The organism is Pedobacter sp., assembly GCF_040513095.1.
GTDB lineage: Bacteria > Bacteroidota > Bacteroidia > Sphingobacteriales > Sphingobacteriaceae > Pedobacter.
In genome coordinates this window covers 1-13,753 of the sequence record NZ_JBEVDX010000181.1, presented here as the reverse complement: position 1 = coordinate 13,753, position 13,753 = coordinate 1, and the positions used below count along the sequence as shown (strand labels likewise).

Genomic DNA, 13,753 nt, shown 5'->3' with positions numbered 1-13,753 from the left:
AATTTTTGTATGAAGGGTTTGTAATTCGTATAAAGCTTTTAGCTTTTGCTCTACAGTTTGTTCCATTAAATGAAATAATTTATGGGGTTTGTATTATGCTCCGTTAAACGGATCGCAAAGTTAGGAAATTTTTCCCGAATAATATCTATCAACAAATCGGATGTAAATTGTTCACTTTCAAAGTGTCCGATATCGGCAATCATCAGTTTTCCATCCGCATCAAAAAACTCATGGTACTTGAAATCTGCCGTAATAAAAGCATCCGCTCCTGCGGCAATTGCTTGACCCAGCAAAAAACTGCCGGAACCACCGCAAACAGCCACTTTTTTGATCATTTTACCTGTAGGTCGCGTATGCCTGATCACGCTGACATTCATCGTGGATTTCACAAAAGCCAGAAATTCTGTGGCCTCCATTTCCGGTTCCAGCCAGCCTACCATTCCAGATCCAACGGTATCTGTTTTATTTTCAAGTGCATAAATATCGTAGGCAACCTCTTCGTAAGGATGATTTTCAAGCAGGGCCAGCAGGACCTTGCGTTCCTGCTGCACAAAATAGATCGTCTCAATCCTGGTTTCAGGCTCCTGGTGCTGCATACCGTGTTGACCCACGAAAGGCTGTGTGCCAGTCCCTGCTTTAAAGGTGCCGGTACCTTCAGTATTAAAACTGCAGTCACTGTAAGCGGCTATATTCCCGGCTCCCGCAGCGAAGAGGGCTTCCCTCAGCCCGGACGCCTGGGCTACAGGACAAAAAGTTACAAGTTTTTTTAAAAGGCCTGAACGGGGCTGGAGAATTTTGGCCTGCTGCAGACCAAGACGGTTGCAAATCACACCGTTTACCCCATTATGAACACTGTCAAGATTGGTATGAATAGCATATAAGGCGATGTTATTTTTAACAGCCTTCAGCACGACACGTTCTACATAAGTCCTGCCGGTTAGTTTTTTCAGTCCCTTAAATACAATGGGGTGATGGGTAATGATGAGGTTACAGCCTTTGGCAATAGCCTCATCAACGATCTCCTCCACACAGTCGAGGGCAACCAGTGCCGCAGTAATTTCCTGGTTCACATCGCCGGTAAGCAACCCGGAATTATCGTAATCTTCCTGGTAGTTCAGCGGTGCATATTCTTCCAGATGTTTGATCAACACAGCTAATCTCATTCCGTAAATATACGATCCAAATGGCAATTATTGGATGCTGCTGCCCATTTTTACGAGTTGCAGACTTTCAAAAACCATTTTCTGGTTATATTCAAAAGCCAGGCTCTTGTAGTTAACCAGGTCTATAATAGTACCGATTGCGCAAAGTCCATAAGTAAAAAAGTACAGGATACCCATTCCGATCTGGTTCACCAGAAAGCGGGCCAGCCCGGGCACGAAAAATCCCAGTACACAATACAGGATCATATCATCAGGACTCCTTCTTTTACTGCTGTACACAAGAAGAAATCCATTCAATTGCTGTTCACTAAAGCCCGTAGTTGCCGTTTGTAAATAAGAAAACTCTTGTGGCGAGATGCCCGGAAGCATCATAAATGGTGAATTGTACATAATTATTTCTCCTTTCTTTTGTTCATTATTTTATTCCACTGGTACCTTCCAAGTATCACAATTCTGTAACCTATGATCAGTACTGCAGGAATTCCAAGCCAGTGGTATTTTAAACTTTCCCTGAAGCTGCCCTGGAAGATCAGTGTTATTGCTCTTCCCAAACCGCATCCCGGGCACCAGGTTACTCCCATGTTGGCCAGAGGACAAAAAGTAAAATGGATATCCCCGGGATGTAATGCCGGTTTTGCCATCGCCAGAAAGATAAAGGCGGCAATCCAGAAAAACAGTTCCAAAGGAAAACGCATCAACCACTTTGGCTTCCCTCTTTTGAATTTTAGAGTCATTAATGGCGGCATTGTTACAGATTAGCAATTGATAAATCTTACATTTGCAGAGTGAATATTCGCGACCTGATCAACAGATATAAAACTGATGAGCGCATCGAAGCGCTGGCAAAGACACTCAACACGGGTAAAGGTACTAAACTTCAGCTAAAGGGATTAGTGGGTTCTGCCGATGCTGTTATTGCTATAGCAACCTATTTCCTGCTGCATAAACCCCAGCTGTTTATTTTGCCCGACAGGGAAGAGGCTGCTTACTTTATGGCCGACCTGGAGAGTATCCTTGAGAAAGAAGTGCTTCTTTTCCCCTCTTCCTTCCGCAAATCATTTGATTTTACCCAGGTAGATACTGGTAATGTACTTGCCAGGGCAGAAGTGCTCAACGAGCTCAACCACCAGTCTTCATTTGGAAAGATAGTTGTCACCTATCCCGAGGCCCTGGCTGAAAAGGTAATTGACAGAAGTGTTCTCGAAAAAAACACCCTCGAAATCAGTCTTGGTATCAAATTAGGGATTGATTTTATCAACGAATTCCTGATCGATTATGATTTCGACCGTACCGATTTTGTGTATGAGCCGGGACAGTTCTCCATCAGGGGAGGTATAGTAGATATTTTCTCTTTCTCACATGATCTCCCTTACCGGATTGAGTTTTTCGGGGATGAAGTAGAGAGCATCAGGACTTTCGAAATCGAAACCCAGCTTTCTGTAGAGGATGTAAAAACCCTTACCATCATTCCGAATGTGCAGTCGAAATACCTCACAGAAAGTAATATCAACCTGCTGGATTATATTGAAAAGGATACGCAGCTTTGGTTTAAGGATGTAGAGTTTACCCTGGATATCATTAAAGGAGGTTACAAAAAAGCTGTAGAATTATGGAAAGCCCTGCCGGCGAAAGAAAAACAGGAAAACCTGGACTGGATAGATCCTAAATTTGCTTTTTCTGATGAAAAAATGATAGGGGATATCGTCCATGATTTCGCCCTCATAGAATTTGGAAAGCAGTTCTTTTACCGGACAGAGAATGTTCTCCTGTTTGATACCAAACCACAGCCTTCCTTTAATAAGGATTTCCATTTGCTGATCAATAATATCAAGGAAAATGAAAAGAACGGGATCTTTAATTTTATCTCCAGCTCATCTCCAAAACAGACGGAACGGTTATACGCGATACTCGATGACATTGATAAATCAGTAAAATTTGTTCCCGTAAATATTCAGCTGCGCGAAGGTTTTATCGATCCGCAGCAACAGATTGCACTGTATACTGACCATCAGATTTTTGACAGGTTCTACAAATACAAGTTGAAAAGAGGGTACCAGCGTAGTCAGGCGATTACGATGAAGGATCTCAGGGACCTTAAACCCGGAGATTTTGTGACGCATATTGACCATGGTATCGGTAAATACGCCGGACTAGAAAAAGTAGAGGTAAATGGCAAAACCCAGGAAATGATCAGGCTGATTTATGCCGATAACGACCTGCTGTATGTGAACATCAACTCACTCAACCGGATTGCGAAGTACAGTGGTAAAGATGGCACTGCGCCAAAAATGAATAAACTGGGCACAGAAGCCTGGGATAAACTCAAGAAAACTACAAAAAAAAAAGTTAAAGATATCGCCCGGGACCTGATCAAGCTGTATGCCCTGAGAAAATCACAGGTGGGTACTGCTTTTGACCCGGATGGTTATCTGGAAACTGAACTGGAGGCTTCATTTATTTATGAAGATACCCCGGATCAGATGAAGGCCACCAACGATGTGAAAAAAGATATGGAAGCTCCGCATCCGATGGACCGACTGGTCTGTGGGGATGTAGGCTTTGGAAAAACGGAAATTGCGATCCGTGCAGCATTTAAAGCTGTTGCCAATGGCAAGCAGGCTGCAGTCCTGGTACCTACTACTATCCTTGCTTTACAGCATTTCAAGACATTTTCAGGCCGTCTGAAGGACTTTCCATGCCGGGTAGACTATATCAACCGTTTCAAGACAAGTAAACAGATTAAAGAGACCCTGGCGTTGGTAGAAGAAGGTAAAATAGATATTATCATCGGTACCCACCGGCTGCTGAGCAAAGACGTTAAGTTTAAGTCGCTCGGCATCATGATCATCGATGAAGAACAGAAGTTTGGGGTATCAGCCAAAGAAAAACTGCGTGCATTGCGTGTAAACGTAGATACGCTTACCCTTACCGCAACGCCTATCCCAAGAACGCTCCATTTTTCACTGATGGGCGCAAGGGATCTTTCAATCATGAGCACACCACCGCCAAACAGGCAGGCCGTAAATACAGAACTTCACGTTTTCAATGATAAACTGATCCAGGAAGCTGTTCAATTTGAGCTGGACAGGGGCGGGCAGGTATTTTTTATCCATAACAGGGTGAATGATCTTCCCCAATTGGGTGGACTGATACAGACACTGGTACCTAAAGCAAGAATTGGTATTGCCCACGGACAGCTGGACGGAGATGCACTCGAAGATGTGATGCTCGATTTTATCAATGGCGAAAAAGATGTTCTGGTAGCTACCACCATCATTGAAGCCGGTCTGGATATTCCAAATGCCAATACGATCATCATTAACCATGCACATATGTTTGGGCTAAGCGATCTTCACCAGATGCGCGGACGTGTCGGCAGATCAAATAAAAAAGCTTTCTGTTACCTGCTGAGCCCACCTCTGTCTACATTAACATCAGAAGCAAGGAAACGTTTAAGTGCAATAGAAGAGTTCTCAGACCTGGGCAGCGGTTTTAACATCGCTATGCGTGATCTGGACATTCGGGGAAGCGGTAACCTCCTGGGTGCAGAACAAAGTGGATTTATCGCCGAGATCGGGTTTGAAATGTATCATAAAATATTGGATGAAGCCATTCAGGAGCTAAAATCTGATGAGTTCAAAGATCTTTTCCAGGATGATAAGGCCCGTCCTTTTGTAAGCTTTACACAAATCGATACTGATCTCGAATTGTATATCCCTGATGATTATGTAACGAATATTACAGAGCGTTATAACCTTTATACAGAGCTTTCCAAACTGGATACCGAGGAGCAGCTGAAAGCCTTTGAAACCTCTTTGAAAGACCGGTTTGGTAATGTCCCGAAGCCTGTAAAAACGATGCTGAGTGTCCTTCGGCTGCAATGGTCTGCCAAAAAACTAGGCTTTGAAAAGCTGAGCTATAAAAAAGGTGTACTGAGAGGGTATTTCATAGCCAACAAACAAAGCAACTTCTTTGATTCAGAAATGTTTCACAGGGTACTGAACTTTGCGCAGCAGCATCCGCGGATGTGTAACCTGAAAGAAGTAAAGGATACACTCCGGATAGCTTTCGAAGACCTGAGAACCGTGGAAGATGCGATAGAAATGCTGGAAATGGTGGCAAATTAAACAGAAAAGATGGACCCTAACCTGCTAACTGACCTGGTCACGATGAAAATGCCTTTTGGCAAGTATAAGGACAGATTACTTTGTGATCTTCCGGAAACTTATCTGGTCTGGTTCCACAGCAAAGGCTTCCCTCCGGGTAAACTGGGCGCACTGTTAGGCACCATGTACGAAATCAGGCTGAACGGACTGGAGTATTTACTCAGGCCCATCAGAAATTCCCGTTAATTCAATACAAGGTACAAATAAGCATATACGATAGGCGCCGCAATCAGCAAACCATCAAACCTGTCCAGCAATCCGCCATGTCCCGGCAACAGATTTCCTGAATCCTTCGCATTTAAACTCCTTTTGAGCATAGACTCTACCAGGTCTCCCAGCGTTCCGAAACTCACAATCAGCACAGCCATACCGGCCCAAACCAGAAAGCCTATTTCTTTAAAAAAGAAGGAAATAATAAATGATACCAGTACACTTGTGAACATGCCTCCAAAAAAGCCTTCCCAGGTTTTCTTCGGGGAGTGGCGCTCAAATAACTTATGTGCACCTAACTTCCGTCCAAACAGATAAGCACCTGTATCGCTTGCCCATAACATCAGTAAAAAAGCGAGGGGAAGATGATAGTTGTACAGGTTCCAGTCGCTCAAAAACCCAAGAGAATAATAAAAGCAGAAGGGAACGGTCACAAAAAATAACCCTGTAAAAGTATAGGCGATATTGCTAAAGGGCGACTTGTCTTTTCTATAAAGCTCAAACAGAAATACCGCAGATACCAATGGAATGAGCAACAGAACATATTTAAACTCCACAACAAAAAAATGATAACCGGCATTCAGCACAAAAACCAATGCACTTACAATCAAACCAATAACCGTATGAGGATTGATCGAAGCTGTCCTGATCAGCGTATAAAACTCTGCCAGGGCAAAAACACTCAGCAGCAGATAAAATCCTGTGAAGGTATAAGCGCCAAGAAAGATAGATCCCAGCATCACAATAGTGAAGAAAAACGCAGTTATCGCCCTTGTTTTCATTCGGTCTCCGTAGATTTTATATAGGCATCCGCAGCTTCCAGATCAGCCTCGCTCACCATTACATCTACTGTTCCGAAAGTCTGGTATGAAGAATCTTTTTTATTCATGATCACTGCCGCAATCTCATTTTCTATCAATCCCTGTTTGATGATCTCTGCCGTGATAGGATCCTGTGTAGTGTAAACCTTAACCCAATTGTTCTCCATTGCTCTCTTTGGTTTTATCTTTTAAATACTTGAATAAAAATATGCTCAAAATTAAGCTAATAACAGATGCATACCATGGAAAATATGAAGAATTATCAGCCTGGTCCAGCGGGATATGGTGTACCTGTAAATACCATGCCTGACAAACCGCATAGGCATTGTTCAGGAAATGCGCAAACATTGCATACCATAAACTGCCAGTCCACAGGTAGATATATCCAAATGCTGCCCCCAGAAACAATCTTGGGAAAAAACCAAAGAACTGGACATGGATAGCACTGAAAATAAAGGCAGATACCCAGATCGCCACATGGGGATTGTTAAACATTCTGCTGAATGATCTTTGTATCCCGCCTCTGAAAAGCAGTTCTTCTGCAGCCGCAGGCAGCAGGGCAATGATAAAGATATTGACCATAAACTCTCCGAAACCCCTGATCCTTAGTAATAAGATCGTCATATTCATCGCCGCTTCTTCTTTCTCGCGCATCCAGTTTTCAACTGACTTCAGCGCATCAGGCAAAACCATTTTCTGGTTCAGCAGCGTCATCCATTCCATCAGCGGAACCGAGCACAGCATGATCAGAAATACAACAAGCAGCACAAAAGGACGGGGTGCCTTAAATCCATAAAATTTGTTTATCCGCGTTTTTTCGGTGATTGCAAGCAGAACAGGGGGCATCAAGAATAAACAAATGGATGTAAGCGACTGGGCAATCCGAAGTCCGTTCAGGTAAGCAGGATCTCCGCCAGACAATCCCGCAGTGTTCTGCAATATCGACGTGCCGTACAATGAAACCAGTGCAGCTAGGCTTAACACAGAGCCTATGATCGTCCCTGCCAGCGCGTAACAGGCAAGGATAAGCAATTGGGAATAAGCTGATTTTTCTTCTCTTGGAGCCAGACTGAAATTCATTATTGGGGATTTTTGTACCTTTGTATCTTAATTTTGCACTGAAGATAGAAAAATGTCTGTAAAGATAGGAAATATTGACCTGGGAGAGTTCCCTTTATTGCTTGCACCGATGGAAGATGTGAGCGATCCCCCATTCCGTTTTGTATGTAAACAAAGTGGGGTAGATATGATGTACACAGAATTTATTTCTTCTGAAGGACTCATCCGCGATGCTGCAAAAAGCCGTCAGAAACTCGATATATTTGAGTATGAAAGGCCTATCGGTATTCAGATATTCGGCAGTGAAATTGCAACAATGCATGAGGCTACTGAAATTGCTACCCTGGCAAAACCAGACCTGATTGATATCAATTATGGCTGCCCTGTAAAACAGGTTGCATGTAAAGGTGCCGGATCAGCGTTGCTGCAGGATATAGACAAGATGGTTAAAATGACGGATGCTGTAGTAAGGGCTACACATTTGCCTGTAACAGTAAAAACCAGGTTGGGCTGGGATGATAATACCAAAAACGTTGACGAAGTGGCCGAAAGGTTACAGGATATAGGGATACAGGCACTTACGATCCATGGCAGGACGCGGTCTCAGATGTACAAGGGTGAGGCCGACTGGCGGATGATCCGTGATATCAAAAGAAATCCCAGGATCAAGATCCCCGTGTTCGGCAATGGTGATGTTGATAGTCCGGAGAAAGCGTTCCAATGGCGCAGGGAATTTGAAGTTGACGGTATCATGATCGGCCGTGCAGCTATCGGCTACCCATGGATTTTCAGAGAAATCGCACACTACTTTAAAACCGGCGAGAAACTGGCCGGGCCAACAGTCGAGGAACGGGTGGCAGTATGCCGTACCCACCTGGATAAATCCATTGCCTGGAAAGGACCAAAAGTAGGTATATTTGAAATGAGACGTCATTATGCCAATTATTTTAAGGGTTTGCCTGACTTTAAAAACTACCGGATGTTATTGGTTAAAGAAGATAATATCGAAATCATACATGCTATCTTAGACGAAGTGTCAGATAAATATCAATACATCATTCCTGAAGGTGAAATGGCTTGATTTTTGAAAAACACTGATTATAAATATCTTTAAAATGGTTACAGCGATTACACAGGGCGTTAAAATTTCAGTAGATACTGTCTATCAGGAAGAATATTCCAATCCTGAAAAAGAGCATTTTATGTTTGCTTACCAGATCACCGTCGAAAACCTGTCCGACTATTCAGTGCAGTTAATGCGCCGCCAGTGGTTTATTTTTGATTCCAATGGCACCCAGAGAGAAGTTGAAGGAGAGGGAGTAGTGGGGATCCAGCCGGTCATAGAACCCGGAGAAAGTTATTCTTATGTTTCTGGTTGTAATCTGACTACAGATATAGGATCAATGACTGGTACTTATCTTATGCACCGTGTAGCTGATGAAACTGATTTCAGCGTAGATATCCCTGAATTTCAGCTGATCGTGCCTTACCGTTTAAATTAGGTTTCAATAACTTAATGACAGCTGAAGAATCAATTCCTGTTTCTGCCAAAGAGCATAGAGGCGTAGTACAGCAAATTGGCCAATGCTCCCAATGCTGCAACTACATAAGTCATTGCTGCCCACCATAGCGCATCTTTGGCCTGTGAATTTTCTTCAGCAGTGTACATTACTACCCGGTTATTCTTTAACCAGATCAGCGCTCTTCTGCTGGCATCAAACTCCACAGGCAGGGTAATGAAACTAAAAATGGTAATCAGTGCCAGTCCTGCAACTCCAATTCCCAGTACAAGTGGATTACCGGTAAATCCAATCAACAGTATTCCTAAAATCAGCACCCACTGTAAAAGATTGGAGGATATACTTACAACCGGAACCATCATAGAACGTAACTCCAGCCAGTGGTAGGCTTTGGCATGCTGAACCGCATGTCCGCACTCATGAGCAGCTACCGCCGCAGCGGCCACACTTCTTCCATAGTACACATCAGTACTCAGGTTAACGGTTTTATCAGCAGGGTTGTAGTGATCAGTCAATTGTCCGTCCGCACTCATCACCCTCACATCATAAATACCATTATCATGCAGCATTTTTTCCGCCACTTCATGCCCAGAAAGACCTGAATTGAGTTGCATTTCGGCATATCTGGAAAATTTGCTCCTGAATTTCCATTGCACAAACATACTTGCAATCAGCATCGGAAGAATAAAAAACAAATAGGTTCCCATTTTTTTATAGTGTATATCTCAACCCTGCTAAATCAAAAATTGTTCCTAACGCTGGTATACACTTCGAATAATTCAAATTCAGATCTGAATCGGCGTATTAAGTGCCATATGACCACTAAATGTTGCATTTTACGATTACTGTTACAAGGTATACATTTACTTTATGTCTATAAAAAACTTCATAAAACAACTATAAAACAACTGATAATTACTAACAAGTTTGTTAAAACGGTTTATAATACAGATTTTTGATAAAAATATTAGCAAATGAACATTATCATCATTGTATTGCTGCTTATCGTAATGGCCGCTTTAATTTTTCTTTTGTTTAAAAAACCGGTTGCAGATAGCACAGGCCAGCTGGAGATGCTCAATTTAAAGGAAGCGGAACATCAGCGTAACCTCAGCTATTATCGCGAAGAGAAGCAGCGTCTGGAAGATGAACTCGCGGATCTCCGCACAGGATTTATGAACGAAAGGAGCAGGGCAGTAAAAGCTGAGGAGATACTCAATGCACAGCTGGAAAAACAAATACAGCAGGAGAAATATATAGCAGAACTGCAGCATCAGTTTAAACTGCAGTTTGAACAGATCGCTAATCAGATACTCGAAGAAAAAACCTCCAGGTTTACATTACAGAACAAGGCCAATATGGAACTCATTTTAAGCCCGCTGAAGGATAATATTAAGGCTTTTGAGGAAAAGGTCGACCGCGTATACAAAGCGGAGTCAGACGAGCGGAATATACTTAAGGGGGTAATTTCACAGCTGATGGATCAGAGCAGACAGATTCAGGAAGAGGCAAACAACCTGACTAAAGCACTGAAGGGCGACAATAAAAAACAGGGCAACTGGGGCGAAATTATACTGGAAAGGGTTTTAGAGCGGTCAGGATTGGTAAAAGACCAGGAATACCGTATACAATCCAGCTTTAATACATCCAGTGGTAACCGCGTGCAGCCTGATGTTATTATCGACCTGCCAGACGACAAACATATTGTTGTAGATGCCAAAGTTTCCCTGATCGCCTACGAAAAGTATGTCTCAGCAGAAACGGAAGAAGAAAGGGATATGTATGTAAGACAGCATCTGCTTTCGCTCAAAAATCATATACAGGACCTCTCAGGCAAAAATTATCATGCCCTTTACCAGATCAATTCTCCGGATTTTGTACTGCTTTTTATTCCTATTGAATCATCATTCGGCATGGCGGTGCAAAAAGATGCAGAACTTTTCAATTATGCATGGGACAGAAAAGTCGTTATTGTAAGTCCTTCCACCTTACTGGCAACACTGCGTACGATATCCAGCATCTGGAAACAGGAAAGACAAAACAGGAACGTACTGGAGATCGCCCGCTTGAGCGGTACGATGTACGATAAATTTGTAGGATTTCTTACTGACATGGAAAATATCGGAAAAAACATAAGGCAGAGCCATGAAGCTTATGACAAAGCTCTTAATAAACTCAGTGCCGGAGCAGGAAATTTAGCAACTACAGCAGATAAAATAAAAAAGCTGGGTGCAAAAACTACGAAACAGATTGATCATAAATTTCTGGACCCAGCCCTGACAGAAGATGAGATCCTGTAAGGCAAAAGATCAAATTTATAGTTTAAACGCATTCCATCCCTGAGCTTTCAGTTCATGGACTACATTAGATTTTGAGATCATTTTACATCCCGAAGGCCTGTCGGTTATGTGACCAATTACACTGATATCGACATCATGCTTTAATCTGGCATAATCGTCCTGTTTAATCGTAAACAGCAGCTCATAATCTTCCCCGCCATTCAACGCGCAAACTGTAGGATCTATCCCCAATTCTCTCGCAGTTTCATAAGTCATAGGGTCAATAGGAAGTTTATCCTCATAAATTGTACAGCCCTTATCAGATTCCTTGCAGATGTGCATGATTTCAGAAGCCAGTCCGTCAGATACATCAATCATCGACGTAGGTACAATTTTCATTTGTGCAAGAAGATCTACAATATCCCTTCTGCCCTCAGGCTTAAGCTGTCTTTCAATGATATAATCTTTTCCTTCCAGATCAGGCTGGATATTCGGGTTTTCCAGAAAAATCTGTTTCTCACGTTCCAGAATCTGCAGGCCTACATAGGCACCGCCCAGGTCTCCTGAGACGCATAATAGATCACCCTCGTTTGCACCATTCCTGTAAACAATATCAGCCTTATCAGCAAAACCTATACTGGTTATACTGATCACCAGCCCCTGTTTACTGGAAGATGTATCACCACCAATCAGGTCAATATTGAATTTATTACAGGCCAGCTCTATACCCTTGTAAATTTCTTCTACAGCTTCGAGCGGAAATTTGCTTGATAAGCCCAGCGAAACAGTGATCTGGGTAGCTACCCCATTCATAGCATAAATATCGCTTAGATTCACCTGAACGGCCTTGTAACCTAAATGCATAAGCGGCACATAAGCCAGGTCAAAATGAATTCCTTCCAGCAGCAGATCTGTTGAAATAAGCATTTCTTTATCTCCGGCATGCAATACTGCAGCATCGTCACCTATCCCTTTGATACTGCTTTCATGCCTGATCTTAAAATTATCAGTCAGGTGCCTGATCAGGCCAAATTCACCTAATTCTGCCAGATCTGTACGTTCTTTATTTTCAAACATAATTTTTTTTTATATTCCCTCCAGGGATATTTAATTCTTTATAAACCTAAGCTGGCCGATATCTCCAGCATTCTTTCGATTGGTTTTCTTGCTGCGGCAATAATATCTGCCGGTACAGTTACTTCAGGCGTTCCGTTTTTTAAACACAGGTATAGTTTTTCGAGTGTGTTTCTTTTCATGTAAGGACAATCGTTACAGGCACAATTGTTATTTGGTGGCGCAGGAATAAATGTTTTACCAGGATTGGCTTTTTCCATCTGGTGGATAATACCGCTTTCTGTGGCTACGATAAATTCCTTTGCATCACTTTTGATAGAATAATTTAACAGGCCCGTGGTTGAGCCAATATAATCTGCCATCTGTAATACTGCTTCCTCACATTCCGGATGTGCAATAAATTTAGCTCCTGGATGGCGCTCTTTCAGTTTAGTGATTTTCTCTCTTGAAAAAATCTCATGCACCATACATGCTCCATTCCATAAAACCAGGTTCCTGCCAGTTTTTTTTGCGACCCAGGCACCCAGGTTTTTATCAGGACCGAAAATAATCTTCTGCTCTTTTGGCAGACTTTCTACAATCTGAACTGCATTGGTAGAAGTACAAACGATATCACTCATCGCTTTTAGTTCAGCTGTACAGTTTACATAGGTAATCACCAGGTGATCCGGATATTTCTCTTTAAACTTTTTAAACAAATGGGGAGGGCAACTATCTGCCAATGAGCACCCTGCTTTAACATCAGGCAAAAGAACCCTCTTCTCCGGCGATAGAATTTTAGCAGTTTCGGCCATAAAATGCACTCCTGCAAACACAATCACATCAGCCTTTGTTTTTGCAGCTTCCTGAGAAAGGCCTAAACTATCCCCCAGATAGTCGGCAACATCTTGTATATCAGGTTCCTGATAGTAGTGCGCCAGCACAATTGCATTTTTTTCTTTTTTTAGCTTTTCAATTTCATCAAAAAGATCAAGTGTTGGGTCGATACTTTCTTCTACAAATCCCCTTCTGTTTAATTCTTCTAAGGTATCCATTTTCAACGTTTCAATAATTAATAATTATTTAATATAAATAGACTTCTATTGTTTATTAGTGTGTTAGTAATGTTTGTAACTCCGGGTATTTTATTCGTTTAAATGATTTGTTCTATAGTTACCAACATGTAAATGAGATATTACTGACAAATATGGCCTGATTTACAATCAGATATTTTTAGAACTTAAAACTTATCAATATGAATATGTTAATTGTTAGTAGTGGAGTAAAAAGTTAATAACTGATGCAAAGTTGCTTAAAAATTACTTAAAAGATTGTGTGTAATTCTCATTTTCCCTTAGCTTTAAACATTCTTAAATAGTTCCTCTATTTATTTAGACATGTAATTAACACTTTTCCAACGTTGTTAACAAGACGGTGGAATTAGCAAGAATCAATGAGAAAAGCGGATTTTTTAGTAATAGG

The 13,753-nt window shown here is 42.0% G+C and carries 14 protein-coding genes; 5 read left to right on the top strand and 9 right to left on the bottom strand.

The window, feature by feature from the left end; translation table 11 throughout:
* Window positions 1-65: 65 nt before the first annotated feature.
* The 3 genes from ABWY16_RS20075 to ABWY16_RS20065 are packed head-to-tail and all read right to left on the bottom strand — an operon-like array spanning window position 66 to window position 1,897.
* Entirely contained in the window at window positions 66-1,163 is a 1,098-nt protein-coding gene (locus tag ABWY16_RS20075) for a Nif3-like dinuclear metal center hexameric protein (RefSeq protein ID WP_353906454.1), read from the bottom strand.
* Window positions 1,164-1,190: 27 nt separating this feature from the next.
* Window positions 1,191-1,553: a TM2 domain-containing protein gene (locus ABWY16_RS20070; RefSeq protein ID WP_142528702.1), complete on the bottom strand. Its 363-nt coding sequence runs from the start codon at window positions 1,551-1,553 to the stop codon at window positions 1,191-1,193.
* Window positions 1,554-1,555: 2 nt separating this feature from the next.
* Window positions 1,556-1,897 (bottom strand): DUF2752 domain-containing protein, encoded by a 342-nt coding sequence (locus ABWY16_RS20065; RefSeq protein ID WP_353906453.1) that lies wholly within the window; start codon window positions 1,895-1,897, stop codon window positions 1,556-1,558.
* A 51-nt stretch (window positions 1,898-1,948) separates the two neighbouring features.
* Here ABWY16_RS20065 and mfd point away from each other — a divergent pair, with 51 nt between their 5' ends.
* Window positions 1,949-5,290 carry a transcription-repair coupling factor gene (gene mfd / locus ABWY16_RS20060; RefSeq protein WP_353906452.1) on the top strand — a complete coding sequence of 1,114 codons (3,342 nt, stop codon included), beginning with the start codon at window positions 1,949-1,951 and terminating at the stop codon, window positions 5,288-5,290.
* A gap of 9 nt (window positions 5,291-5,299) precedes the next feature.
* Window positions 5,300-5,515, top strand: coding sequence for a DUF3820 family protein (locus ABWY16_RS20055; protein WP_353906451.1), 216 nt, complete (start codon window positions 5,300-5,302; stop codon window positions 5,513-5,515).
* Here the strand turns inward: ABWY16_RS20055 and ABWY16_RS20050 are convergent.
* The 3 genes from ABWY16_RS20050 to ABWY16_RS20040 are packed head-to-tail and all read right to left on the bottom strand — an operon-like array spanning window position 5,512 to window position 7,440.
* Window positions 5,512-6,321, bottom strand: a complete 810-nt coding sequence (locus tag ABWY16_RS20050; RefSeq protein ID WP_353906450.1) for a phosphatidate cytidylyltransferase — start codon at window positions 6,319-6,321, stop codon at window positions 5,512-5,514. The two genes, ABWY16_RS20055 and ABWY16_RS20050, sit on opposite strands and share 4 nt — an antisense overlap.
* Complete coding sequence (locus ABWY16_RS20045) at window positions 6,318-6,527, bottom strand: putative signal transducing protein (RefSeq protein ID WP_353906449.1); 210 nt, start codon at window positions 6,525-6,527, stop codon at window positions 6,318-6,320. Before ABWY16_RS20045 ends, ABWY16_RS20050 begins: the two co-directional genes overlap by 4 nt.
* Window positions 6,508-7,440, bottom strand: a complete 933-nt coding sequence (locus ABWY16_RS20040; protein WP_353906448.1) for a CPBP family intramembrane glutamic endopeptidase — start codon at window positions 7,438-7,440, stop codon at window positions 6,508-6,510. The genes ABWY16_RS20045 and ABWY16_RS20040 overlap by 20 nt, the downstream gene beginning before the upstream one ends.
* A gap of 52 nt (window positions 7,441-7,492) precedes the next feature.
* Here ABWY16_RS20040 and dusB point away from each other — a divergent pair, with 52 nt between their 5' ends.
* A complete protein-coding gene (gene dusB / locus ABWY16_RS20035; protein WP_353906447.1) occupies window positions 7,493-8,500 on the top strand; it encodes a tRNA dihydrouridine synthase DusB in 1,008 nt (335 codons plus the stop codon).
* 34 nt (window positions 8,501-8,534) lie between these two features.
* Window positions 8,535-8,921: a Co2+/Mg2+ efflux facilitator ApaG/CorD gene (gene apaG, locus ABWY16_RS20030; protein WP_353906446.1), complete on the top strand. Its 387-nt coding sequence runs from the start codon at window positions 8,535-8,537 to the stop codon at window positions 8,919-8,921.
* A gap of 29 nt (window positions 8,922-8,950) precedes the next feature.
* Here the strand turns inward: apaG and ABWY16_RS20025 are convergent, their stop codons facing one another.
* Window positions 8,951-9,646, bottom strand: coding sequence for a zinc metallopeptidase (locus tag ABWY16_RS20025; RefSeq protein WP_353906445.1), 696 nt, complete (start codon window positions 9,644-9,646; stop codon window positions 8,951-8,953).
* Window positions 9,647-9,913: 267 nt separating this feature from the next.
* On the opposite strand from ABWY16_RS20025, the gene ABWY16_RS20020 reads away from it, so the two are divergent.
* A complete protein-coding gene (locus ABWY16_RS20020) occupies window positions 9,914-11,239 on the top strand; it encodes a DNA recombination protein RmuC (protein WP_353906444.1) in 1,326 nt (441 codons plus the stop codon).
* A 15-nt stretch (window positions 11,240-11,254) separates the two neighbouring features.
* Here the strand turns inward: ABWY16_RS20020 and thiL are convergent, their stop codons facing one another.
* The gene (thiL, locus tag ABWY16_RS20015; protein WP_353906443.1) at window positions 11,255-12,295 is read right to left on the bottom strand and encodes a thiamine-phosphate kinase; all 1,041 of its coding nucleotides are present in this window, start codon (window positions 12,293-12,295) and stop codon (window positions 11,255-11,257) included.
* A gap of 38 nt (window positions 12,296-12,333) precedes the next feature.
* Complete coding sequence (gene nadA / locus ABWY16_RS20010) at window positions 12,334-13,326, bottom strand: quinolinate synthase NadA (protein WP_353906442.1); 993 nt, start codon at window positions 13,324-13,326, stop codon at window positions 12,334-12,336.
* Window positions 13,327-13,753 lie beyond the last annotated feature (427 nt).

Excerpts from the sequence above, each read along its gene's own strand:
- ABWY16_RS20075 (WP_353906454.1), bottom strand. The coding sequence starts at position 1,163 with ATGAGATTAGCTGTGTTGATCAAACATCTGGAAGAATATGCACCGCTG.
- ABWY16_RS20070 (WP_142528702.1), bottom strand. The coding sequence starts at position 1,553 with ATGTACAATTCACCATTTATGATGCTTCCGGGCATCTCGCCACAAGAG.
- ABWY16_RS20065 (WP_353906453.1), bottom strand. The coding sequence starts at position 1,897 with ATGACTCTAAAATTCAAAAGAGGGAAGCCAAAGTGGTTGATGCGTTTT.
- ABWY16_RS20055 (WP_353906451.1), top strand. The coding sequence starts at position 5,300 with ATGGACCCTAACCTGCTAACTGACCTGGTCACGATGAAAATGCCTTTT.
- ABWY16_RS20050 (WP_353906450.1), bottom strand. The coding sequence starts at position 6,321 with ATGAAAACAAGGGCGATAACTGCGTTTTTCTTCACTATTGTGATGCTG.
- ABWY16_RS20045 (WP_353906449.1), bottom strand. The coding sequence starts at position 6,527 with ATGGAGAACAATTGGGTTAAGGTTTACACTACACAGGATCCTATCACG.
- ABWY16_RS20040 (WP_353906448.1), bottom strand. The coding sequence starts at position 7,440 with ATGAATTTCAGTCTGGCTCCAAGAGAAGAAAAATCAGCTTATTCCCAA.
- dusB (WP_353906447.1), top strand. The coding sequence starts at position 7,493 with ATGTCTGTAAAGATAGGAAATATTGACCTGGGAGAGTTCCCTTTATTG.
- apaG (WP_353906446.1), top strand. The coding sequence starts at position 8,535 with ATGGTTACAGCGATTACACAGGGCGTTAAAATTTCAGTAGATACTGTC.
- ABWY16_RS20025 (WP_353906445.1), bottom strand. The coding sequence starts at position 9,646 with ATGGGAACCTATTTGTTTTTTATTCTTCCGATGCTGATTGCAAGTATG.
- ABWY16_RS20020 (WP_353906444.1), top strand. The coding sequence starts at position 9,914 with ATGAACATTATCATCATTGTATTGCTGCTTATCGTAATGGCCGCTTTA.
- thiL (WP_353906443.1), bottom strand. The coding sequence starts at position 12,295 with ATGTTTGAAAATAAAGAACGTACAGATCTGGCAGAATTAGGTGAATTT.
- nadA (WP_353906442.1), bottom strand. The coding sequence starts at position 13,326 with ATGGATACCTTAGAAGAATTAAACAGAAGGGGATTTGTAGAAGAAAGT.